Consider the following 22,302-nt stretch of genomic DNA (forward strand, 5'->3'; position numbering starts at 1 on the left):
TTATTTCACTGCGTCTTTAAGAGCTTTACCTGGTTTGAATGCAGGTACTTTGCTAGCAGGGATCTTGATTTCTTCACCAGTTTGTGGGTTGCGTCCTTTGCGTTCTGCACGAGAACGAACTTCAAAGTTACCAAAGCCGATCAATTGAACTTTTTCACCGTTAGCTAAAGCGTCTTGAATTGTTGAGAATACAGCGTCTACTGCTGCAGTTGCGTCTTTCTTAGTTAAGTCAGTAGCTGCTGCAACTTTTTCGATTAATTCTGCTTTATTTGCCATGGATGGTTTCACCTCCTGATATTTTTTTTGATGTCATGCATCAACAAAAATCTTGAGTGGTCCAAGGTTTTTGTCAAATATTGATTACCATCAATATTCTGATATAACGTTATCATAAGAACCTTGTAATATCAAGGATTTTAACGTTTTTAGGGGGTTTTTTTTTGGTTTTTTCCCATTTTTCTAGAAAAGGACAGATTTCTTTGTAAAAAGAAACAAAGTATGATAAAATCTCTATTTTCTTCTGCGTGGAATGATCCGAATCGGCGTTCCTTCAAAAGTGAATGCCTTGCGGATTTGATTTTCTAAGAAACGCGCATAAGAGAAATGCATCAGTTCTTCTTCGTTGACAAAAATAACAAAAGTTGGCGGTTTGACAGCCACTTGCGTCGCATAAAAAATCTTCAAACGTTTGCCTTTGTCTGTTGGTGTTGGGTTGATCGCCACCGCATCCATAATGACGTCATTCAACAACGCAGATGGAATACGCATGTTTTGATTCATGCTGACTTCTTCGATCAACTGCGGCAACTTATTCAAGCGCTGTTTCGTCACTGCGGAAACGAAAATGATTGGTGCATAATCCAAATATTGGAATTCATCTCTGATTTCTTCTTCAAAATCACGCATCGTATTCGTTTCTTTTTTCAATGTATCCCATTTATTGACAACGATAATGATTCCACGGCCTGCTTCATGGGCATAGCCAGCGATCCGTTTGTCTTGCTCGCGAATTCCTTCTTCGGCGTTCAAGACCATCAAGACGACGTCTGAACGTTCAATGGCCCGCATTGCTCGCATGACACTGTATTTTTCAGTAGATTCGTAGACCTTCCCTTTTTTACGCATGCCGGCGGTATCGATCATGGTAAATTCTTGACCGCTTTCGCTAGTAAAATGGGTATCGATCGCATCACGAGTCGTTCCTTCGATATCTGAAACAATTACTCGCTCTTCTCCAAGAATCGCATTGATCAAGGAGGATTTCCCGACGTTTGGTCGACCGATCAAACTAAACTTGATAATGGAATCGTCTTCTTCTTCCGCTTCATTGGTAAAGTGTTTGACTGCTTCATCTAGGACATCACCGATCCCTAATCCATGACTTCCTGAGATTGGGTATGGATCGCCCAGACCTAAACCATAAAATTCATAGATATCGTTGCGCATCTCGGGATTATCAACTTTGTTGACCGCTAAAATCACGGGTTTGTTGCTTTTGTATAACAAACGAGCCACAAGCTCGTCAGCATCTGTTACTCCTTCACGAGCACTCGTAATAAAAACAATGACATCTGCTTCATCGATGGCGATTTCTGCTTGATGCTTGATTTGATCCATAAACGGCTCATCACTTAAATCGATCCCACCAGTATCGATTACGCTAAACTCACGGCCTAGCCATTCACCAGTGGCATAAATACGATCTCTGGTCACTCCTGGAGTATCCTCAACGATCGAAATTCGTTCTCCAGCTATCCGGTTGAAAATGGTCGATTTCCCCACATTCGGACGTCCAACGATCGCTATTGTTGGATTTGACATTTTTTACCCTCCATTTAAAAAAGCAGTCCTTGTACGCTGCTTCTTGTATTCAATCTTACTTAGTTTACCTAAAGCCATGGAAAGTTGCAAGCTTTCTCGGCAAACAAAAAATCAGCTTATAACAAATTCAAACATCGAATCGTTATAAGCTGATGGCATACAATTACTCTTCGTCGCTGTCTTTTAAGGCATCGCCTAAGATATCACCCATGGTAAACCCAGTTGATTCTTCTGGCAATTGATAATCATCCTCTGAAACTTCTTGTGTTTCATTGGTATTTTCTGCTTTTTCTAATGCTTTGATACTTAATGCGATTCGGTGTTCTGAAGGGTTCACTTCGAGCACTTTCACTTGCACTTCATCGCCTTCTTGTAAGACTTCATGTGGTGTCGCAATGTGTTTATGGGAGATTTGTGAAATATGGATCAGCCCTTCAACACCTGGGAAGACTTCCACAAACGCACCGAAGCTTGTCAAACGTTTAACAGTCCCAGTTAAGACACTGCCAACAGCCGCTTGCTCTTCAATATTGGTCCAAGGTCCAGGCAATGTGTCTTTGATTGAAAGAGACACACGTTCTTTGTCTGCATCAACAGATAAGATACGGACGTTGACGGTATCTCCAACAGACAAAACGTCACTCGGTTTGCCAACATGCCCATGTGAAATTTCAGAGACATGGACAAGTCCATCGATGCCGCCTAGGTCCACGAAGGCACCAAAGTCAGTCAAACGAGCTACTTTTCCTTCTACTTCTTGTCCTTCATATAAATCAGCTAGTAAAGCTTCTTTTTGTTTTGCTTTTTCTGCTTCAACAACAGCTTTATGAGAAAGGATCAAGCGGTTTTCAGAAGGCTCGATCTCAACGATTTTAAAGGTCAATGTTTTCCCTTTGTAATCTTCAAAATCCGCAACAAAATGATCTTCGACCATTGATGCTGGAACAAACCCACGAACCCCTACGTCAACCACTAATCCGCCTTTAACGACGTTGGTGACTGGTGCTTCGATGATTTTTCCTTCTTGGAAATCTTTTTCGATATCTTCCCAAACTTTTTTCGCATCTAAGCGACGTTTAGAAAGGAGATAGCTGCCATTTTCTTTGTCTTTCCCAATTGCTGAAATCACAACTAATTCTAAGACATCCCCTACTTTGACTGCTTCGTTGATGTCTTCAACAGGTAAAGTCGATAATTCTTTTGCAGGAACAACGCCTTCGACACCGGCGCCTTCGATCCCTACGATCGCTTGTTTATCCTCAATGGCCAATACCTCGCCTTTAACGATATCTCCAACTTTTACTTCTTGGAAATTGTCTAAAGCGGCTTCCATTGATTCATTTCCACTCTCAACCTGATTATTTTCAAATTCTGTCATCTCTCATGTCCTCCTAACCAACAATTCTGCAATAATTGCACTACATCTTTTAGTTTAAAATAGAATGAAAAAAAAATAAAGCGATTTCTCTTATTTTCCTAAAAAACTACGGTTTTTTCGTTGAAAAAGTCTTTTCACGTCTGTTTTCTTGCTTGCTTTCATCTTTTTCGTAGGAAAAATAAAAAAACAATGGGGAACACCCATTGTTTTCGCTAGTCGATCTTTTCTTGGATCGTTTTTTTGATCGCTTCTACGACTTGCTCGATTGTTAAACCGGAGGTGTCAATTCGAACGGCATCTGTTGCTTGTTTCAAAGGGGAGACTTCCCGATGAGAATCCAAGTAATCTCTTTGCTGAATCTCTTCTTTTAAAGTTTCATAATCGGTACCGATCCCTTTTTGCTGATTTTCTTTGAAACGGCGCTGCGCCCGTTCTTCCACACTTGCTACCAGAAAAATCTTGACTTCTGCTTGTGGTAAAACCGCCGTACCAATATCGCGGCCATCCATCACGACACCGCCATCTTTAGCGATCATCTGCTGTTGTTGGACTAGTTTTTCGCGGATCGCAGGGTATGCCGATACCTTCGAAACTGCGTTGGTTACTTCTGGCTGACGGATCGCTTCTGTGACTTGCTCTCCTCCTGCAAAGACCTCTTGACCGTGTTCAGTCGGTTCAAAAGTGATGGGGTATTGATCGATCAAAGCAGCGATCGCCGCTTCATCCTCTAATGAACAGCCGCTTTTTAAGGCCAAATACGTGATGCTGCGGTACATGGCCCCGGTATCTGTATAAATAAACCCTAAATCATTGGCGATGATTTTTGCCACGGTACTTTTCCCAGATGACGCCGGACCATCAATAGCGATGTTGATTTTTTTCATTTTTCTTACTCCTCGTTTCCCAACGATGTGTATTCCTTCATCGTTTCTGCTTATCGTTCACCTTGGCTTCTTCCCACCAAGAAAAAAAACCGCCAAAGCGGTTTTTTATTTAATTCGTAATGTGTCGCCAGGGTATAGCATGTAGTTGTTTGGATCAATCCCATTTAATTGATATAGGGTTTCAACTGAGATGCCTGTACGGGCTGCCACTTGTTCAGGACCTTCACCTGCTTGCACCGTCGTGTATTCCTCGGTACCAGTCGCTCCTTGCCCTTGATTATTTTGCGTAGTGTCTTGCCCTGCATTGTTTTCTTGTTGAGCCGGCTCACTACTACTTGATGGCGTCGTTGAAGCTGGTGCAGAACTGCTACTGCTTGATGAAGAACTTGATTCACTTGTTGACGAACTCGTTTCACTTGTCGATTCAGCAGTTGATGATTCCGTTGTTGATGACTCGGTTGTCGAAGATTCTGTCGTACTTTCTACTGTACTGCTTGAACTTGCTGCGGTCGGGGCATCACTGTTATGATTCAATACCCAAATACCGGCACCAACCGGAATTGCCACGATCAAGAAAAGCAAAACTAAAACGATCGTCAAAAAGAGTGAATTCCCACGCTTTTGTTTTCTTTGTTGGGATCTTGATGCAGAATCATCGTATTCTGTATCATAGATTGGTTGTTCCCACGGTTCTTGATTTTCTGAATTGTAGTCATTGTCTTTCTTGCTCACTCGTATTCCCTCCTAGTTTCCTTCCGATGTATTATACCATAGGTAAATAAAAACTGTCCTGCAAAATACGATTCAATTTATATCTTTAAAAATTTTTATTAAACGTTCTTGCCAATGAAGGATGACTTTTTTTTCTAAAAGCTCTTCTTCCACTGCCAATTCGATCCCGTCATTGTCGCAACAATAAGGATTTGCTGATGCTTCTTCCCCAAAGTGCGCCAATAAAAACTGGCGACGACAGCCGGTAAAATGAATATAAGCCAACATTTTTTGTAATTGTTCTTGCTTTTGCTGTTCGTTTTGTTTTAGCGTTTCCAGCCAAAACGCAGCCCCCAACTCCTTCATCTTCAGCTGCCATTTTTCTTGCAGCGGTGTCAAAGGTCCTTTCATCTTTTTCTGATCCATTCGTTCTAAAGCACGGCGTTCTTCTTTGTTTTCTCGCTGAAAGAAGTAGTGAATCTGCTCATCGTGTTCCTGATAAAGCAAGATCGCACTGCTTTGTTTGCCATCGCGGCCTGCTCGACCGATTTCCTGACTGTAGTTTTCCAGCGAATCAGGCAAGTCATAATGGATCACAAAACGAATATCTTCTTTATTGATCCCCATCCCAAACGCATTGGTTGCGACGAGCAATTTTAGTTTATTCTGAGAAAACTGCTGCTGCAACGTTTTTCTTTGATCGCTCGCTAGACCACCATGATAATAGCCTACCGAATAGCGCTGACGCAGTTTGTTATAGACTTCTTCGACTTTGCTTCTTGTGGAACAATAGATGATCCCAGCCCCGCCTAAGCGGCTGAGATAGTCTGCTAATGCCGCATCTTTGTCTGACGTTTTCTCTACGAACAAGCCGATATTGCTGCGGTTCATCGAATAACGGTAGACATTGGCATTCTTTGCTAACAACACTTGCCGAATATCTGCTTCGACTTGCGCCGTAGCAGTAGCCGTCAATGCTAATGTGACGGGTGTCTTCAAACGTTTTTTTACTTCACCAAGCTGCAAGTACTCTGGTCGAAAATCAATGCCCCATTGGGAAACACAATGAGCTTCATCCACCACGAGCATAGCGATCTTAGCTCGTTCGAGTTGCTGCAAAATGGCTTCTTGCACGATCATTTCTGGACTTAAGAACAAAAATTTGTACTGCGATAAATGCTGCATCACATAGTGACGATCGGTAGGGTCCAGTTGACTATTAAACGCAATCGCGCGTTTTTCCCCTTGCTTTTGTAGGCCATAGACTTGATCTTCCATTAAAGAAACAAGCGGTGAGATAATGATTACGATGCCATCTATGAGGTACCCTGGCAGCTGATAACAGAGACTTTTGCCATTCCCGGTAGGCAAAATCGCTAACGTATCTTGCTGCGCTAAAACACTTTCGATGACTTCTTTTTGTCCTTGACGAAATGTTTTGAAGCCAAAGTACTGATTCAGTGCGTTTTCTAACATCGAATCCCCCGTTTCTGAGCAATCTGTAACAAACGAATCGTCAAAAAATCAGTCGTAAGAAGCTCCTGTAATTCTTGATAGCTGTTTTTCCAAGAAGTTGCTGGCAGCTTATTCATCAATGATGTATCAAAGCGCTGATACGGAAATGTCGGATCAAGCAGTGCCCACTCAATCAAATGATCATTAACGGTTCCTCGTTTGATCCTTCTTTTTTCCATGATCTGCTCAACAGAAGCTCCTTGCAAGAACAATGCACGACTTTCCAGCATACTTTGATTCAGATTCCTATTTAGAAAAGGCGACAATCCTTGAAACAGAACCATCTGAGACTCTTTTTCAACCAGGGCTAAAAATTGATGGATCGCAGCTCCTACATAAAGATTGTCCCAAGGCTTACCTTGTACAGATTCTGGCAAAAGTTGGAAAAACGCCTGCCCCAGAAGATCAGGACCAGATAAGGTACCCGCTAAAAAATCTGCGACTTCTGCGGGAAGTTGGGCAAAAACTGCCGAAAGTTCTCGATGAGTGATCTTTTTGATTTCAGGGTATTGATGGATCAGTCGACGCACAGGTTCTGTATATAAAGGCGTGTTCTCAACAGGAATATACTGATTCGTCACCTCTTGATATGCAGCTGCTTGAACCAGCAGTCGGACAAAACGCCACGCCTCCTCCGTCGTTCGTCCATACCGAAAATAATCCGTATGATGCAACAACATTTCTCTTGACTGTTCATAATTTGCAGCGGTCCTTTTGAGCAGCAGACCATCTGAATCTCGACTTAGCATCCCTTGTTGGATCAAGTCAGCGATCGTCTGTTGATACTCCCTCTCATTCAACTGTGGCAACGCTTGAAAAAGACCTAATCGATCATAAAAAAAGGCATAACTCAAGACAGAGCTAGTGCGCTTACCAATGAGAATTTGATAAAGTGTCGATGGACGCAACTTGTCAGTATCAGAAAACAGCGCTAAAATAAAAGAATCCATATCTTCCTCCCAGAAAGGACTAAAAAATGTCACAACGCTGTAAAATTGTTCCTGAGCGCTGCATTGCTTGTGGACTATGTGCGATCTATGCTCCCGAGATCTTCGATTATGATGAAGATGGGATCGTTTTATTTGCCCAAGAACCGAGTGCACGGCAACAGTTTATCATAGAAGAACAACAAGAAAAAGTCAAAACTGCTTATCGCAAATGCCCCACCAGAGCGATCCTTATAGAAAAATAAAAAAGTCGACCTGCCATTAACAGACCTTTCGTCTGCCACAGCAAGTCGGCTCATTTTTTATTTTCCTATAGCAGAATGATGGGGCTGCTTACGAGCCAACCATGGGAGCAGTTTGGCATGTAGTGCTAAAAAGACGGCACTGACGATCGCTCCTTTAACCAAATTGAAGGGTAAAATCCCGATCGCCACATATTGCGGCAAAGACATCCCTAAAAATTGATCGGCTGTGACCCCGAAAAAGCGTAGATAAAGCGGTGTGATCACAAATAGGTTCGCCACACTCATAAAAATCGTTACCGACAAGATACCGCTGATGACACCAACCATTTTGTTTTTGGTGTGGATACCTTTGCGGAAAAAGTAGTACATTGGCAAAGTAAAGGCACATGATGCTAAAAAGCTTGCCGTATCTCCCACCATATCAGCAGGTGAAAAACCAGATAAGAACAAATGCAGGACCGAACGAATGAAGGCAGTCACTACCCCACTCCAAGGACCAAATAAAAACATCATGATCATCACGGGAATATCACTAAAATCGATCTTTAAAAAGCTGAATGCCGGAAAAATTGGAAAAGCGATAAATTGCAAAATTGTTCCCATAGCAGCACACATGGCGATCGTCACCATTTTTCTTGTTTTGTTGTTCATCAGTATAAATCCTCCTAAGTTCAGGATTCCTCTTCAAACGAACCTATTAAATTTCCTCGGCTTTCTTGTCGGCGCCAGACAAAAAATGCCCTCTTTTTTCCACAGGGAAAAAAGAGGGCATTCGAAATAGCCATAAGCAAATCAAATACGCTCTATCTTCTTTATCCAGACTGTACTGTCGGTATCGGAATTTCACCGATTCAGCTATTTCCGAAGAAATAGGTCGTGGACTATAACCACCGGTCGGGAATTGCACCCTGCCCCTGAAGACGAACCTTTATTCTATTTATTACATGTTCTATTATACACAAAATCTAAACATTAACAATAGTTACGTTTTCAGATACTTTTCAACTATTTTGCACTGTTTTTCAGCTGGCTGACTTCTTTCTTCGACAACTCTCGGTATTCCCCTGGACGAAGACCTTTTAAATCTAACGGACCATAGTTTTCCCGTTTTAGTTTTTGTACAGGCAAACCAACTGCTTTTAGCATGTTTTTGACTTGATGATTGCGACCTTCGTGGATCGTCAATTGCACAATACTAGATTGTGCCGTTTGGTCTGTCGATAAGATTTCAAAGCGAGCAGGCGCGGTCTTACGCCCTTCGATCCGAATTCCTTTTGTCAATGGGAGCAGTTGCTTTTTATCCGCAATGCCTTTGACCTTGGCAACATACACTTTTTCGACTTCGTGTTTTGGATGCATCAGTGTCTGTGACAATTCCCCATCATTTGTCAGTAGCAGCAAACCGGAGGTATCATAGTCCAAGCGGCCGACTGGATACACCCGTTCAGGGACTTCAGCAAAATAATCCAAAACGACTTTGCGTTTTTTATCATCTGTTACAGCTGAGATCACGCCACGAGGTTTATAGAACAGATAATAGACATGTTGTTCTTGTTCGATCGGAACGCCGTCCACTTCAACGACGTCTTTTGAACCGACTTGGACCCCTAATTCTTTGATTACTTGTCCATTGACTCGCACACGGCCTTCGGTTATCAATCCTTCAGCTTTTCTTCTTGAGGTGATGCCGGCATGGGCAATCACTTTTTGCAAACGTTCCATCTTCATTCTCCTTCTGTTTCTGCTTGTTTGTAGCGGTCGTAAAAAAGATCAAACGGTGCATCTTCTTCAAGTTCATCTTCCATTGATTGGATGTCAGGCAATTCAGCCAAACTTTTTAAGCCAAAATAATCCATAAAGTATTCCGTCGTACCGTATAGGATCGCTCGTCCTGGTCCGTCCACGCGTCCCTTTTCTTCAATCAGCCGCTTTGCCACCAGTTTTTGGACCGAACCGCTGGATTGAACGCCGCGAATCTCTTCTACTTCCATCCGAGTGATCGGTTGCTTATAAGCAATGATCGACAAAGTTTCCAAAGCGGCTTGCGACAATGAACTCCCCATCGGTGATTCGGCGTATTTCTTCAATAAAGGGGCAAATTGCTTTTTAGTGGTTAAAATAAAATGATTGCCAACTTCTAGAATATGCAACGCGGTATGTTCATTTTCTTCATATTGCTGATTTAGTTCCTGCAAATGCTGATAGACACTGGCAGTATTACTTTTGACTAAATAACTCAGTTCTTCAAGTCCGATCCCCTCATCACCGACGACGAATAAGATCGCTTCTAATTCACTATATTTACTCATCTTCTTTACCTGTTGGATAGAGCAGAATCGACGCATAATTGTCTGATTGCTCTACTCGAATCGTTCCTTTTTTCATTAATTCTAACAGTGCCATAAAGGTTACCACAACTTCTGTTTTATTGTAAGAAGTAAAAAACGAATCAAAGCTGCGGCCTTTTTTAGCACTCACATGTTGCATCTCCAACTGAATCGCCGCCATCTTTTCATCGATGGTGCTTTCATCAGGAGAAATCTTGGTTTCTAGTACTTGGCGATTTTTCTTTTTCTCGATCATTTTTTGAAAAGCCAAAAAGAGATCGATCGTGTTGAATTGATTGGCTCTTAATTGATCTTCTTCCTCTTTGTATTCATCGACATCCATCGGATCTTTCGTGTAATACAAACTGCGCTCTTCCGCTTTTTCTGAAAGCTGTTCGGCTGCGTACTTAAATTTTCGGTATTCTAGCAGTTGTGCCACCAGCATATCCCGCGGATCTTCTTCGTACTCTTCGACTTCAGCAATCAACTCTTGTTTAGGCAACAGCATCTGGCTTTTGATCGCCATCAAAGTCGCCGCCATGACTAAATACTCTCCAGCGACTTCTAATTCTAAAATTTTCATGGCATGGATGTACTGCATGTATTGTTCGGTGATGGTAGCAACTGGAATATCATAAACATCGATCTCCAGTTTTTTGATCAAATGAAGCAGCAAATCCAACGGTCCTTCAAAGACAGCTAATTTTATTTTGATTTCTTCCATTCCATCCTCGATTTCTAGGCGCGCGGAAAGTGCTGCTTGTACACTTCCGTCATCCGTTTCTTCGTTATATGCGTGTAAATTTGAGTGGTCGAGATGTCTGCGTGCCCTAGCAACTCTTGAACCGTTCGTAGATCTGCCCCGTTTTCTAATAGATGGGTCGCAAAACTATGGCGCAGCGTATGGGGAGTCACATTCTTGGTGATCCCAGCTTGTCGAACCAAGGCTTTTAAATTTTTCCAGATCCCTTGACGAGACAGTTGCGTACCATGGTTGTTTACAAACAGATGGCTTTCATCCGGCGTTTTTCTCGTCAAATACGGACGCGCATCGCTGAGATAGGTTTCGATCCATTGAATCGCTAAGTCCCCTAATGGAACGATCCGTTCTTTGTCGCCTTTCCCGGTTGTTTGCAGCAACCCCATACTTAAATGCAGATCGTTTAATTTTAACCCGATCAACTCACTGACGCGCAAGCCCGTCGCATACATCACTTCCAAAATCGCTCGGTCACGGATGCCCAAAACTGCTCGCGTATCCGGTGTTTCGATCAACCGCTCCACTTCTTGTAAACTCAAGGTATCAGGCAGCTTCTGCTGTTTTTTTGGTGAATCAATATGCTGCATTGGATCATGATCGGTAAACCGTTCTTGACGCAAAAATTGATGGAACCTTCGCAAACTGGAAACCATCCGAATCACGGTTGCCGAGGATTTTCCCGCTTCTTGCAGACTTTGCAAAAAAGACAAAACGATCACTCGGTCGATCTGCTGCCACTGAGTGACTTGTTTTTTTTGTAAAAACGCAAGATACTGTTGCAGATCTCGCTGGTAGCTGGCACGGGTATTTTGGGATAGCCCGCGCTCAATGGTCAAATAATGAAGATAATCAATGATTTGTTCGTTCATGGGCTTCCTCTACTTTCAGCTTTTTTATCATATCAAATTCTGGCTCGTTAAGATAGTAGCTTGCCAATAAAAAAGAGGCATCTACCCGTATCTTTTGCCCAAGGAAACACCCGAATCATAGCAGATTTTTCGGTTTCTTTCAAATCGGAAAAAAGAGCACTCTTCCTATTGGAAACCATCTGACTATCATTCGGGTGATAACAAACGTTTATTTAAGATCGCCAAAGTACAATCACTCGGCTTTGCTTTGGCACTTTTGACAGACACCATGAAAGGTCAACCGATGATCCTTTACTAAAAAATGGTACTTTTGTTCAACGATCTCTTCGACACTGCCCAGCAGATCCTCTTCGACTTCTTCAATATTGCCGCATTCCAAACACAACAAGTGATGATGAAAGTGTTTGGCACCTTCTTTACGTAGATCATAGCGAGCGACACCGTCATTAAAGCTGACTTTATCGACAATTTTCAGATCCGTTAAGATCTCCAATGTTCGATAGACGGTTGCCAAGCCAATCTCAGAATTTTTTTTTCGCACAAAAAAGAAAATCTCTTCTGCGGATAAATGGTCTTTCTCATTTTCTAATAAGACCAACAACGTCGCTTCTCGCTGAGGAGTTAATTTAAACCCCGACTCGTGCAATTGTTTCTTGGTCTTTTTTAACGCTGCTGTTGTGTTCATAGTTGCCTCCGTATGCCGTTAATTTATAACGATTCTAATCTGAGTGAAAATCACTCAAGACAAACATTGTAATCATTATAAATTAGAACGATAAAAGAAACAAGTATTCTCAATTAGGTTTTTTGATAAGAATCGTAAAGCCGTCTTTTTGCTCAATCAAACGCTGTTTCATCAAGGTTCCTAATGCCCGTTTAAATTGGCCTTTACTAATACCAAATGTTTGCAAAATCTCTTCTGGGGCTGATTTGTCCGTGAAAGGAATTTTGTTCTCAGGCGCTCGTTCTAAAAAGGTTAGAACCATGGCGGCATCATTTGAGATCGCCTCGTGGGCTCTTGGTTTCAATGAAAGGTTCAAGACACCATCTGGACGAATCCCAATCACTCGCCCTTTGACCACTTCCCCAAGGCGCGGCTCTTGATACCGTTCTGATGGATGGACGAAGCCAATATAAAAATCATCCGTCAGCAAGTAAGTACCCGCTAACTTCAAACGGTACACGCTACCTGTAACATCTTGATTCTTCATTTGCTCCGTACCATTTTTGCTCAATGCCTTAAAAATTTTCTCATCTGCTAATGAAGCCCAAATACGCTCTTTGTCATCGACCCGCAAGCTGACCATCAAACGGTCGCCTTTTTTGGGCCAAAGTTCCCGCATTGTTGGCAATTCATCTAATGAAACCACCATATCTTTGTCTTTCAAACCGATATCGACGAAAACGCCTAAGTCGCGACGGCTTCCTGTGACTGTACCAAAGGCATAATGCCCTTTGCGGCTTTTCGGAATATTCGTAGTGAGCACATTTTCTTGCTTTTGATTTTGATAGCCAAACCCTTCGACGGCTTCACCTAAATGATGTTCGCCTTCTTCCTTGGCTAGTCGGAAGGTAACCCCGCCTTTTTGAACAAAATAATTCTGTTCGTTTTCATCAATGATCAATCCGCTGAATACGGATGCTAATAAGTCTTTCATCTATTCTCTCCTTTTTCTTTAAAACTGCTCGTTCCTATAAAAAGAAACGCAACAGCGCCATAGCAATAACGCCTGTGATAACGATTTTCATCAAATCTTTGGTATAATACCCCACCAATAATGCCGGGATACAGGCAATGGTTTCTTTAACTTTCAAAATGGGGAATTGGCCTTCTCGAAAGATCAGCAAATTTTGCACCAATAATGCCGCCAAAATACACAACGGTAAGTAACTCAAAAAGATGGTGAAAGGTTCCGGAAATATGAGCTTTTTCGAAAATAAAAAAGGAACGATCCGCGGAAGCCAAGTAACCAATCCACATACTAGCATCAGTATAACAAAATTAGTCATGGTGTGTCACCGTCCCAACCAAACATCCTGCCAGTGTCGCCGCAATTACCGCAATCTCTGCGGTCGAAAAACGCATAAATAAAATCAAGGTCACCACAACTGTCCCTAGTATCAAGAGCGTTTGCTGGGTTTTCTTCTTAAGCGGTCGCTCTACTTGAAATAAAAAAAGACCAACAAACATAGCTACTAAGGCAAAATCTAAGCCTAACGCTTCTGGATCTGGAATAAATGAACCCAATAAACCACCCAAAAACGTCGCAAAAATCCAACTCAAATAAGCCATTACGTTCAACCCGTGGGTCCATTTCGCTGTGACTGGTTTGTCTTGTTGCAGTGCCGTCGTCAAAACGCCATAGGATTCATCAGTCAAAAGTGTCCCGATACCAATGGCAGAAAGCAACGGTGTCTTTTTAAAATAGGAAGCTACTGACAAACTCATTAAAAAGTGTCGTAAATTCACTAAAAAAACTGTTGCGACGATTGTCATGAAAGGTGCTTGAATCGCTAGTAAGGCGCAAATGATAAATTGAGCACTGCCAGCATAGACAATAATAGACATTAAAATAATTTCTAGAATAGACAACCCAACGCCTTTTCCCACAACCCCCATTGCAAAACCAATGCCCAGGTACCCAAGAATCGTTGGTACACAAGCAATGACCCCGTCTTCAAACCGATCATATCTCTCAATTTTCTGCACAAAAACCCCTCCTTGTTTGAACGATTATCTCTCATCATATCGAAAACAAGGAGGGGAAACAAGTATTTTTCACATGTGCATGTAATAACTCTGAAAATTTTCTAGTGACCCAGGAGACTTAGCGAACGGTGTGATCGTTCCCATTGCCTCTGAAATAGCCAGTTTTGGCGTTTACCGTAAATAAGTATAGCGGGAACGCTGAATCATCCGTTCCTTTAAGCAAGCTGCCTTGGGCGTTTGTCGCATAAAAATTGTAATAGCCTTCACCATTGACGATTCGTACACGTTCAAAAGTATAGCCGCCTTCTACCACATAACCGCGAGCAATCGCTGTGGCGATGATTTTTTCTTGGACACCATCTGCCCACACCCAGGCGCTATTGTTTACATCATTCAAATCACTTTGGCGGGCTGGAATAATTGGCTGATTGTTGGTATTTGTTGGTGTATTCGGCGAAAGCACATACTCTTCTTCAGAAGTACTTTGCGCGGGCGTCGCAGCGCTTGTAGATCCGCTGCTCGAAGCGGAAGCGTTGTTCTCGGAAGCCGCCGCTTGTGCTGCTTCTTGGGCAGCTTGTTGTTGCGCCGCTGCTTGTTGGGTAGCTGTTTCACGCTTCGTCAAGGCAGTATCGACTTTACGTAGTTCCGTCGTAAGACTTTCAACCAGTGAATCGATTGGCAAAGCTTGGATTTTTTTCATCAAGGCATTGTAGTTCTCACGAGTGACACTCGCCGGTGCTTCACCGTCACCACTTAAAGCCACCATGCTCTTCACTGCATTTTGAACTTCCTCGATCGCGCTGAACTCTTTTTGTCCCATGTCGATGGCTTGATTGATCAACTCATCAAAGGCATCCCCGTTCTCACGCTTCGCCATTGTGACAGCAGTCGCTTCTTTCAACGAGACTTCTTCCAACTGATCCTCCACAACTGCAGGACTGCTGAAATAGCTATTGATCTCTGTCAAAGCTGCTAATTTGTCAGCAATTGTCTCTGCTTCTTGTGACAAGATATCGTATCGTTCGTGGTCTTGAAAATCTGCCAACTGATTCGTCACAGCCGTCAGCTGTTCTGCTGTTTTGTCGCTTTTAATGAACACTCGCTCATCATTTGTATAAAAATCATTCAACTCATTTTCAATCTGATCTAACGTACGGTTCTCTTGCGCCTGTTGCGTTTGTCGGGCAGTTTCTTGTTGCTGCTGTTGATAGTAATAAGCCCAACCACCACCCGCTGCCACTAACAAACAAGCCGCTGTAATATAGAGTGCTTTGCGAGGGCTCTTCTTGCTTTCACTGGAAGAAGACGTTTCTTCTTCAGCAGTCTCCTTTTGTGGCGTTTCATCCGCTGCGGTGATTGGTTCAGGAATTGGATCGATGACTGGTTCTGGCTGCTTCTCAGCTTCTTCAATAACTGGCTCCGTCACCACTTCCTCCTCGCTTGACGGCAGAGGTTCCTCGCTGGCTTGCATCTGACTTTCCTCTTCAGCAGAGGAAAGATCAATGGCGGTTTCTTCTGCTTCTAGAGCAGCTGCTGCCTTTGCTTCTTCATCAAGTTTGTGCTGTCGGATATAAGCGGCCAAAATCTCAGAGTCATGCTGTTCATCCGTACTCAGTGCATCGGTCTCATTAACTTCTTCACTGGCTGAAATTGTGTGTTCTTCTGTAGACTCAGAGTTTTCCACTGTTTTTGGTTCTTGTTTAGACTCTGATTCAAGTGTTGTTTTTTGCTCATCAGAAAAAGCCTCTTGCTGTGCAAGGTCGATCGTTTCTTCATTCGAGGATGGCCGATCACCTAAGTGCTCCTCCATTTTTCCAATCGGAACATTTTTAAAGTCAGACCAGCGAATATCATCGTTTTTGTTTTGTAGCTCTTCTGGCGTAACGGAAGAGTCAGATGATGGTTCCTGTTCATTCTCCTTTGCTTGGTTCCATTGAAACCCGCAATTGGGACAAACGGGTGTTTCTTCTATTGCTTGAAATCCACATTCAGGACATGTCTTCTTCATTGATTCAAACTGACTCCTTTTGTTTTTTGCATTTCCTTCTATGAAGCAGTACCCTACCAGATCAAACGCTTGACGCGCCCACTGCTTCCTATTTCAAAGACCGACAAATAATGGGTCTTTTTTCGCATTTCTTTTTTATTACTCAATTGTGCAGATGCACAAAATTAAATTTATCACATTCTAGGCAATTAGCCAACACTTGCTTGGTTACGTTTTTATTAAGTTCTTTACTTATCCTATGGAGAGATGACAAAACCTGAACAAAAAAGACTTTCCAAAGGGAGCCTTTGGAAAGTCAATAAACCTTAATTATTCTAAGAAATCTTTCAATTGTTTTGAACGAGATGGGTGGCGTAGTTTCCGTAACGCTTTTGCTTCAATTTGACGAATCCGTTCTCTGGTTACCCCAAAGACTTTGCCGACTTCTTCTAAGGTCCGAGTACGGCCATCATCGATTCCGAAACGCAAGCGTAGCACATTTTCTTCACGGTCAGTTAACGTATCCAATACATCTTCTAATTGCTCTTTCAAAAGCTCATAAGCCGCATGCTCTGCCGGACTTGTAGCATCTTGGTCCTCAATAAAATCACCTAGATGAGAATCATCTTCTTCACCGATTGGTGTTTCTAATGAAACGGGCTCTTGAGCGATCTTCAAGATTTCACGAACTTTTTCCGTTGGCAAATCCATTTCTGCGCCGATTTCTTCTGGTGTCGGTTCGCGTCCTAAGTCTTGCAATAATTGCCGTTGGATACGAATCAATTTGTTGATGGTTTCCACCATATGCACTGGGATCCGAATGGTTCGAGCTTGGTCAGCGATGGCACGAGTGATCGCTTGACGGATCCACCAGGTCGCATAGGTCGAGAATTTAAACCCTTTGCGATAATCAAATTTCTCAACGGCTTTCATCAAGCCCATGTTTCCTTCTTGGATCAAATCAAGAAATTGCATTCCCCGACCCACATAACGTTTGGCGATGCTGACTACCAAACGTAAGTTGGCTTCTGCCAAACGCTGTTTCGCTTCTTGGTCGCCTTCTTCGATTTTCAGAGCGAGAGCCACTTCTTCTTCTGCGGTCAAAAGCGGTACCCGACCGATCTCTTTCAAGTACATCCGCACAGGGTCATTGATTTTCACACCAGTCGGTGCAGACAAATCTTCTTGAGGTTGGGTTTCTTGTCGTTTTTCATTACTCTTTAAACTATGGACTGAAGGCTCTCCATTTTCATCCACGACACTGATGCCGGAATCCTCCAGTTTTTGAATTAGTTTGTCCATTGCATCAGCATCCAAAGTATAAGGCGTTGCTAAACGATTGGTAATGTCATCGTAAACAACTTGCCCCTTTGTTTTGTTTTCTCGGATGTATTCGGCAACTGCTTTGTCATACGTTTTTTTTGTTTCTTCTGCCATGAAAGAAAGCCCCTTTCAGTTCGCTATTTAGCTTGTTTCAACCGTTTGGTCAAATCAATGATTTCGATTGCAAGTTCAAGTTCTAATTGCTGGTTTCCTATTTGTCTTGCTTCTTGCTGCTGGATTCGTTTTTGATTGATTTCTTCAGCAATGCCCGACTTTTGAAAGACCTGCAGAATGTCCTGAAATTCTTGTTCAGTCCCTTCCTCAGAAGCTTTAAGATCTGCAATATCGATCACCATTTTTTTCATTGAATCTTCTTTTAAAAAATCTAAGAACTTTGCTAAAACAAAGTGTTCTTCTGTTTCCATATACGCATCAAACAGCAGATACAGTTGTTGATAACGATCATGGATAAAGGATATACCACTCGCTCGAAAGCGATGGTTTAACGTACTGTCATGAAACAAACGGTACAATAATAATTCTTGCGCTTTTTCCACCTGTGTTTTGGGCTGCTGCCGTGTAGGCGGCGTAAAGACCATAGGGGTGTCTGTTGGCGGCGGTGGCGCTACATCTTGCATCGTCCGTTGCTCTTGCCGGTTTTGCTTGAGCTGCTGTTGCAAGGTCTCACGACTCAAATTGAACTCTGTAGACAACTGAGTCAAATAGCGGTCTTGCTCCAACAAAGAATCCACACGCTGCAATTCATTTAAAACAACTTGGACATAGTCCAGTTGCTCCTTCTCATTGGCTAAATTGCGATTCATCCGATGATAATCCATCTTGAAGGCAAAAACGGTTTCTTTGCCGTGGACAGCTAGTTTATAAAAAGCTTCTGTCCCATATTTGCGCAAATACTCATCTGGGTCCATCCGTTCCGGCACTCGCACCACAGATAATTTCAAACGGCTATTGTTTTGCAGAAGCTCGATCCCGCGGTTTGTCGCTTCAACCCCTGCACTATCTCCATCGTAACAAAGAATCACTTCTTGTGCCACTCGCTCGATATGGGCGATCTGCTGATTGGTCAAACTGGTCCCCATTGAGGCGATCCCATTTTCGATTCCTGCCTGCCAAGCGGCAATCACGTCCATAAATCCTTCAAATAAATACACTTGGCCATCTTTGCGCATCGCACGGCGTGCTTTGTCAAAGTTGAACAGAACCTCGCGCTTGTTGAAAAGGATCGTTTCTGGACTATTTAAATATTTCGGCTGGTCTTGATCACCAACTTTTTCGCTTGCTAGCCAACGACCAGAAAAACCAATTGTTTTTCCTTGAGGATTACGGATCGGAAACATGATTCGTTGGTAAAAGCGGTCTGCCAATGAGCCATCGTTTCGTTGAACAAAGAGCCCTGTATCAGGAAAAAATTCAGCTTTGGCTTGTTCATTCAAAAAGACTTTCTCCAAAAACGAGCGTTCATTCGGCGCAAAACCAATATTGAATTCTTCGATCAATGCCATCGTCAATCCGCGATCCAATAAATAATCAAGCGCTTCTTGGCCAGCAGCCGTATTCACCAACATGTGATGATAGACCTCGGCGGCTTTTTCATGCAGCGCAATCAATTGACTCGTTTGTGAGGTCGCTTCATTGATGCCTTCTGATTGCTGGTATTGCGGATCAAGAGGAATATCGTTCATTTCTGCTACTTTGACGACTGCTTCAGGAAAACTGATGCCTTCAAGCTCTTGCAAAAAACCGTAAACATTGCCCCCACGACCGCAACCAAAACAATGAAAAATTTGTTTGTCTTCTGCAACGGAAAAAGAAGGTGATTTCTCATTATGGAAGGGACACAAACCAAAATAATTCTTTCCAGATTTCTTTAACTGGACATACTGTCCCACGATATCAACAATATTGCTGCGTTCGCGAATATCGTCAATGATCGTTTGAGGAATTCGTGCCATCCACTCACCTCCATTTGGTAAGTATTCATCGTTTATTAGGTAAAAAAACGCACTAATAGGTATCAGTGCGAAGAATAATTAGACGGAATCACTCATAATGATTTTACCATATTCTATTTGTATTTCAAGCTTTTTTACTTCAGTTATTTTGTGACAATCAGGAAAAGAACCCTGCCGTAACATCGATTTTCCATCGGTTCAATTTTATTAGATCCGCATAGAACATATTGCCGCCATTGTGATACAAATGACCGCCATTATAAAAGACCGATTGAATGCCCCAATAACGATAGGTCTGTTCTGTATCATTGCCTAATAACGGGGATAAAACCTCTCTGGAATATGTTTCTGCTAATTCTAAGGTGTTCACGCCACCCCGTTCAGCGACATAATCAATATAATCTGTACCAAAATTATAAGCCTGGACTGCGGTCCAAAGATCACAGTTCATTTGCTCTGCTTTTTCGATCAACTCGGCTAAATAAGAAACCCCTTGTTCGATGCTTTGTTCTGGCGTATCAAATTGGTTTTGTTTTCCATATACACTTTCAGAACTTTGCATCGGATCATTGCCTTGTCCTTTTGACTCCGTCAGCATGATACTCATTGCTAAAGACTGATATTCAGAGATGTCGTGGGCTTGTGTCTGCTGTGCGATTTCCGCTTCATACGCATAGACAGCTTTCAATGCCGTGTAGTTTCGATAGCCCCAAACCCCTGCTCCAATCAGCAGCAGCAAGAGCGCAAACTTCAGTACAAATCCTAGGAAACGTCGAATTTTTCTCATCAAATACATCCCATCTTTTCTAAGTCAGAATCTATCGTACTATGAAATGAACAGGCTGACTAGAATTTTTTCTCTCCTAAAAAATCCTTAATAAAATCACAAGATTATTTAGAAAAAAACAAGCAATCCTAAGCTGATGGAGGGATTGTTGCTGGTTTGACATGAAAAAGGAAACAGTGCTCCTTCAGATAATGGAAGCACTGTTTCACTGATTTTTATTTTTCGATTGTGGTCACGATACCAGAACCAACTGTTCGTCCACCTTCACGAATGGAGAAAGTCGTTCCATTTTCCACAGCGATTGGATGGATCAATTCCACATCGATCGTTACGTTGTCACCAGGCATAACCATTTCCGTTCCTTCTGGTAAAACGATATTCCCAGTTACGTCCGTTGTACGGAAGTAAAATTGTGGGCGATAGTTATTAAAGAATGGGGTATGGCGACCGCCTTCTTCCTTTGTCAACACATAGACTTCTGCTTGGAATTTCGTATGTGGTGTGATGGAACCTGGTTTTGCTAACACTTGGCCCCGTTCAATTTCATCCCGGGTGATTCCCCGTAATAATACCCCTACGTTATCACCAGCTTCCCCAAAGTCCATCGTCTTACGGAACATTTCTACTCCTGTCACGACTGCTTTTTGTGTTTCAGGTTTGATTCCGACGATTTCTACTTCATCACCGACTTTTACTGTTCCGCGATCGATCCGACCGGAAGCAACGGTTCCCCGTCCAGTAATTGAAAAGACATCTTCGATCGGCAATAATAATGGTTTATCAGTGTCTCGTTCAGGTGTTGGGATATATTCATCTACTGTATCCATCAGCGTTAAGATCGCTGCTTCAGCCTCTGGGTCACCTTCCAAGGCTTTTAAGGCAGAGCCTTTGATCACAGGAATGTCATCACCTGGAAAATCATATTCAGTCAGCAATTCTCTGACTTCCATTTCAACTAAATCGATCAACTCATCATCATCGACAAGGTCTGTTTTATTTAAAAAGACGATCAAATGTTTCACACCCACTTGACGAGAAAGCAAAATATGTTCACGGGTTTGCGGCATTGGGCCATCTGTCGCTGATACGACCAAGATTGCGCCGTCCATTTGGGCAGCCCCTGTAATCATATTTTTCACGTAATCCGCGTGTCCTGGTGCATCGATATGGGCATAGTGCCGTTTTTCTGTTTCGTATTCTACATGGGCAGTATTGATGGTGATACCACGTTCGCGTTCCTCAGGAGCCGCGTCGATACTTGCGTAATCTTGCGGATTGGCAAGTCCTTTTTTCCCAAGAACTGTGGTAATAGCAGCAGTCAAGGTTGTTTTCCCATGGTCGACGTGTCCTATCGTTCCGATATTAACATGGGGTTTGCTACGATCATAATGTTGTTTTGCCATATTGTTTCCCTCCTAGAGAAAGTTGAGTCGTTCTTTGACTCGAATCATATTTTGCGATTTACGCTTCCAAATTCATAAGTATCAACTTATTTTTTGTAAGTTTAAATCTACTCTTAGTATAGGTCAAAATTAGTCAAAGTCAAGTGAGATGTCTCGTCAGCTAATCCCTAAGAATTTCTTTGCTTTTTTCGATCTATTGGACGTAGGACAATTTTTATGAATAATAGAAGATGAGGTGAGAAATGTGAAAAAAATCATTGCAACGCTGGTTTTTGCAGCAATTTTCCTTGGTGGCTGTTTTGCTACTTATCATTATTACTATGGTGGAAGTGACTACTATACAGTCATCAGGGATGCCGGCGAGCACGACACGGAAATTAGTGATAACGGAGTTGCCGAAGATGTCTACCGTTACACACAAGACGCTTACAGTTCCTCTGGAGAAGTCAAAACGGTCAAAATGAATGAGCACCGTTCCGCGCCTTTAAGAGAAGGTGCCTATTTGAAATTATTGGTCAATCCTAATAAAGGTGTTCTGAGCTGGGAAGAAGTTTCTGAAGAAGACGTTCCCAAAGCCGCCCTTGAGAAACTGACCGATCAATAATTGCTGATATTGATCAAAGATATCCAGAAAAAAAGCAGAGACTCCTCATTACTTAAAG

23 protein-coding genes and 1 riboswitch are annotated in these 22,302 nt (G+C 42.5%); of the genes, 2 read left to right on the plus strand and 21 right to left on the minus strand.

The genetic code is table 11. The annotated features are described in order from the left end of the window. The 7 genes from IGI89_RS00005 to IGI89_RS00035 all read right to left on the minus strand — a co-directional run bounded on the left by IGI89_RS00005 (nt 1) and on the right by IGI89_RS00035 (nt 7,259). Nucleotides 1-276 carry an HU family DNA-binding protein gene (locus IGI89_RS00005; protein WP_003126821.1) on the minus strand — a complete coding sequence of 92 codons (276 nt, stop codon included), beginning with the start codon at nt 274-276 and terminating at the stop codon, nt 1-3. A 234-nt stretch (nt 277-510) separates the two neighbouring features. Then, nucleotides 511-1,821 (minus strand): ribosome biogenesis GTPase Der, encoded by a 1,311-nt coding sequence (der, locus tag IGI89_RS00010; protein ID WP_005237082.1) that lies wholly within the window; start codon nt 1,819-1,821, stop codon nt 511-513. Between the two features lie 163 nt (nt 1,822-1,984). Continuing rightward, complete coding sequence (gene rpsA, locus IGI89_RS00015; protein WP_005229333.1) at nt 1,985-3,199, minus strand: 30S ribosomal protein S1; 1,215 nt, start codon at nt 3,197-3,199, stop codon at nt 1,985-1,987. A gap of 212 nt (nt 3,200-3,411) precedes the next feature. After that, nucleotides 3,412-4,083 carry a (d)CMP kinase gene (gene cmk, locus IGI89_RS00020; RefSeq protein WP_005237085.1) on the minus strand — a complete coding sequence of 224 codons (672 nt, stop codon included), beginning with the start codon at nt 4,081-4,083 and terminating at the stop codon, nt 3,412-3,414. 105 nt (nt 4,084-4,188) lie between these two features. Then, on the minus strand, nt 4,189-4,815 hold the full coding sequence (locus IGI89_RS00025; protein WP_005237087.1) for an SAG1386/EF1546 family surface-associated protein: 627 nt from the start codon (nt 4,813-4,815) through the stop codon (nt 4,189-4,191). 72 nt (nt 4,816-4,887) lie between these two features. Then, the gene (locus IGI89_RS00030) at nt 4,888-6,270 is read right to left on the minus strand and encodes a RecQ family ATP-dependent DNA helicase (RefSeq protein WP_438735067.1); all 1,383 of its coding nucleotides are present in this window, start codon (nt 6,268-6,270) and stop codon (nt 4,888-4,890) included. Continuing rightward, nucleotides 6,264-7,259: a helix-turn-helix domain-containing protein gene (locus IGI89_RS00035; protein WP_086316986.1), complete on the minus strand. Its 996-nt coding sequence runs from the start codon at nt 7,257-7,259 to the stop codon at nt 6,264-6,266. The genes IGI89_RS00030 and IGI89_RS00035 overlap by 7 nt, the downstream gene beginning before the upstream one ends. A gap of 26 nt (nt 7,260-7,285) precedes the next feature. Between IGI89_RS00035 and IGI89_RS00040 the strand changes: the two genes are divergently transcribed. Further along, on the plus strand, nt 7,286-7,501 hold the full coding sequence (locus tag IGI89_RS00040; RefSeq protein WP_005237096.1) for a ferredoxin: 216 nt from the start codon (nt 7,286-7,288) through the stop codon (nt 7,499-7,501). 57 nt (nt 7,502-7,558) lie between these two features. On the opposite strand, the gene IGI89_RS00045 is transcribed toward IGI89_RS00040, so the two are convergent. The 14 genes from IGI89_RS00045 to tuf form a co-directional block, all read right to left on the minus strand. Beyond that, nucleotides 7,559-8,152, minus strand: a complete 594-nt coding sequence (locus IGI89_RS00045; protein WP_016613081.1) for an ECF transporter S component — start codon at nt 8,150-8,152, stop codon at nt 7,559-7,561. Nucleotides 8,153-8,302: 150 nt separating this feature from the next. Then, nucleotides 8,303-8,427, minus strand: a riboswitch (FMN riboswitch). Nucleotides 8,428-8,506: 79 nt separating this feature from the next. Then, nucleotides 8,507-9,223 carry a pseudouridine synthase gene (locus IGI89_RS00050; protein WP_034872188.1) on the minus strand — a complete coding sequence of 239 codons (717 nt, stop codon included), beginning with the start codon at nt 9,221-9,223 and terminating at the stop codon, nt 8,507-8,509. 2 nt (nt 9,224-9,225) lie between these two features. Further along, nucleotides 9,226-9,810 carry an SMC-Scp complex subunit ScpB gene (gene scpB, locus IGI89_RS00055; RefSeq protein ID WP_005229316.1) on the minus strand — a complete coding sequence of 195 codons (585 nt, stop codon included), beginning with the start codon at nt 9,808-9,810 and terminating at the stop codon, nt 9,226-9,228. Beyond that, nucleotides 9,803-10,552: a segregation/condensation protein A gene (locus tag IGI89_RS00060; protein ID WP_008381030.1), complete on the minus strand. Its 750-nt coding sequence runs from the start codon at nt 10,550-10,552 to the stop codon at nt 9,803-9,805. The genes scpB and IGI89_RS00060 overlap by 8 nt, the downstream gene beginning before the upstream one ends. 14 nt (nt 10,553-10,566) lie before the next feature. Next, entirely contained in the window at nt 10,567-11,457 is an 891-nt protein-coding gene (gene xerD, locus IGI89_RS00065; protein WP_005237104.1) for a site-specific tyrosine recombinase XerD, read from the minus strand. Between the two features lie 232 nt (nt 11,458-11,689). Next, nucleotides 11,690-12,142, minus strand: coding sequence for a ferric iron uptake transcriptional regulator (gene fur / locus IGI89_RS00070; RefSeq protein ID WP_005237105.1), 453 nt, complete (start codon nt 12,140-12,142; stop codon nt 11,690-11,692). A 109-nt stretch (nt 12,143-12,251) separates the two neighbouring features. Then, entirely contained in the window at nt 12,252-13,115 is an 864-nt protein-coding gene (locus IGI89_RS00075) for a CvfB family protein (RefSeq protein ID WP_008381026.1), read from the minus strand. 34 nt (nt 13,116-13,149) lie between these two features. Next, the gene (locus IGI89_RS00080; protein WP_008381024.1) at nt 13,150-13,467 is read right to left on the minus strand and encodes an AzlD domain-containing protein; all 318 of its coding nucleotides are present in this window, start codon (nt 13,465-13,467) and stop codon (nt 13,150-13,152) included. Then, the gene (locus tag IGI89_RS00085; protein WP_005237112.1) at nt 13,460-14,167 is read right to left on the minus strand and encodes an AzlC family ABC transporter permease; all 708 of its coding nucleotides are present in this window, start codon (nt 14,165-14,167) and stop codon (nt 13,460-13,462) included. The genes IGI89_RS00080 and IGI89_RS00085 overlap by 8 nt, the downstream gene beginning before the upstream one ends. 118 nt (nt 14,168-14,285) lie before the next feature. Then, entirely contained in the window at nt 14,286-16,175 is a 1,890-nt protein-coding gene (locus IGI89_RS00090) for a cell division site-positioning protein MapZ family protein (RefSeq protein WP_438735072.1), read from the minus strand. A 309-nt stretch (nt 16,176-16,484) separates the two neighbouring features. Further along, complete coding sequence (gene rpoD, locus IGI89_RS00095; protein ID WP_005229298.1) at nt 16,485-17,591, minus strand: RNA polymerase sigma factor RpoD; 1,107 nt, start codon at nt 17,589-17,591, stop codon at nt 16,485-16,487. A gap of 23 nt (nt 17,592-17,614) precedes the next feature. Further along, nucleotides 17,615-19,450 (minus strand): DNA primase, encoded by a 1,836-nt coding sequence (dnaG, locus tag IGI89_RS00100; RefSeq protein WP_438735073.1) that lies wholly within the window; start codon nt 19,448-19,450, stop codon nt 17,615-17,617. Nucleotides 19,451-19,607: 157 nt separating this feature from the next. Next, nucleotides 19,608-20,237, minus strand: coding sequence for a lysozyme family protein (locus tag IGI89_RS00105; RefSeq protein WP_016621009.1), 630 nt, complete (start codon nt 20,235-20,237; stop codon nt 19,608-19,610). Between the two features lie 215 nt (nt 20,238-20,452). Further along, nucleotides 20,453-21,640 (minus strand): elongation factor Tu, encoded by a 1,188-nt coding sequence (gene tuf / locus IGI89_RS00110; RefSeq protein WP_005237121.1) that lies wholly within the window; start codon nt 21,638-21,640, stop codon nt 20,453-20,455. 244 nt (nt 21,641-21,884) lie between these two features. On the opposite strand from tuf, the gene IGI89_RS00115 reads away from it, so the two are divergent. Beyond that, nucleotides 21,885-22,244: a YxeA family protein gene (locus IGI89_RS00115; protein WP_008381011.1), complete on the plus strand. Its 360-nt coding sequence runs from the start codon at nt 21,885-21,887 to the stop codon at nt 22,242-22,244. Nucleotides 22,245-22,302 lie beyond the last annotated feature (58 nt).

Source organism: Enterococcus sp. AZ141 (assembly GCF_051714385.1).
GTDB lineage: Bacteria > Bacillota > Bacilli > Lactobacillales > Enterococcaceae > Enterococcus_D > Enterococcus_D entomosocium.

Bases quoted from the DNA above. Each gene is read 5' to 3' on its own strand.
- IGI89_RS00005 (WP_003126821.1), bottom strand. From the start codon at position 276: ATGGCAAATAAAGCAGAATTAATCGAAAAAGTTGCAGCAGCTACTGAC.
- der (WP_005237082.1), bottom strand. From the start codon at position 1,821: ATGTCAAATCCAACAATAGCGATCGTTGGACGTCCGAATGTGGGGAAA.
- rpsA (WP_005229333.1), bottom strand. From the start codon at position 3,199: ATGACAGAATTTGAAAATAATCAGGTTGAGAGTGGAAATGAATCAATG.
- cmk (WP_005237085.1), bottom strand. From the start codon at position 4,083: ATGAAAAAAATCAACATCGCTATTGATGGTCCGGCGTCATCTGGGAAA.
- IGI89_RS00030 (WP_438735067.1), bottom strand. From the start codon at position 6,270: ATGTTAGAAAACGCACTGAATCAGTACTTTGGCTTCAAAACATTTCGT.
- IGI89_RS00035 (WP_086316986.1), bottom strand. From the start codon at position 7,259: ATGGATTCTTTTATTTTAGCGCTGTTTTCTGATACTGACAAGTTGCGT.
- IGI89_RS00040 (WP_005237096.1), top strand. From the start codon at position 7,286: ATGTCACAACGCTGTAAAATTGTTCCTGAGCGCTGCATTGCTTGTGGA.
- IGI89_RS00045 (WP_016613081.1), bottom strand. From the start codon at position 8,152: ATGAACAACAAAACAAGAAAAATGGTGACGATCGCCATGTGTGCTGCT.
- IGI89_RS00050 (WP_034872188.1), bottom strand. From the start codon at position 9,223: ATGGAACGTTTGCAAAAAGTGATTGCCCATGCCGGCATCACCTCAAGA.
- scpB (WP_005229316.1), bottom strand. From the start codon at position 9,810: ATGAGTAAATATAGTGAATTAGAAGCGATCTTATTCGTCGTCGGTGAT.
- IGI89_RS00060 (WP_008381030.1), bottom strand. From the start codon at position 10,552: ATGGAAGAAATCAAAATAAAATTAGCTGTCTTTGAAGGACCGTTGGAT.
- xerD (WP_005237104.1), bottom strand. From the start codon at position 11,457: ATGAACGAACAAATCATTGATTATCTTCATTATTTGACCATTGAGCGC.
- fur (WP_005237105.1), bottom strand. From the start codon at position 12,142: ATGAACACAACAGCAGCGTTAAAAAAGACCAAGAAACAATTGCACGAG.
- IGI89_RS00075 (WP_008381026.1), bottom strand. From the start codon at position 13,115: ATGAAAGACTTATTAGCATCCGTATTCAGCGGATTGATCATTGATGAA.
- IGI89_RS00080 (WP_008381024.1), bottom strand. From the start codon at position 13,467: ATGACTAATTTTGTTATACTGATGCTAGTATGTGGATTGGTTACTTGG.
- IGI89_RS00090 (WP_438735072.1), bottom strand. From the start codon at position 16,175: ATGAAGAAGACATGTCCTGAATGTGGATTTCAAGCAATAGAAGAAACA.
- rpoD (WP_005229298.1), bottom strand. From the start codon at position 17,591: ATGGCAGAAGAAACAAAAAAAACGTATGACAAAGCAGTTGCCGAATAC.
- dnaG (WP_438735073.1), bottom strand. From the start codon at position 19,450: ATGGCACGAATTCCTCAAACGATCATTGACGATATTCGCGAACGCAGC.
- IGI89_RS00105 (WP_016621009.1), bottom strand. From the start codon at position 20,237: ATGAGAAAAATTCGACGTTTCCTAGGATTTGTACTGAAGTTTGCGCTC.
- tuf (WP_005237121.1), bottom strand. From the start codon at position 21,640: ATGGCAAAACAACATTATGATCGTAGCAAACCCCATGTTAATATCGGA.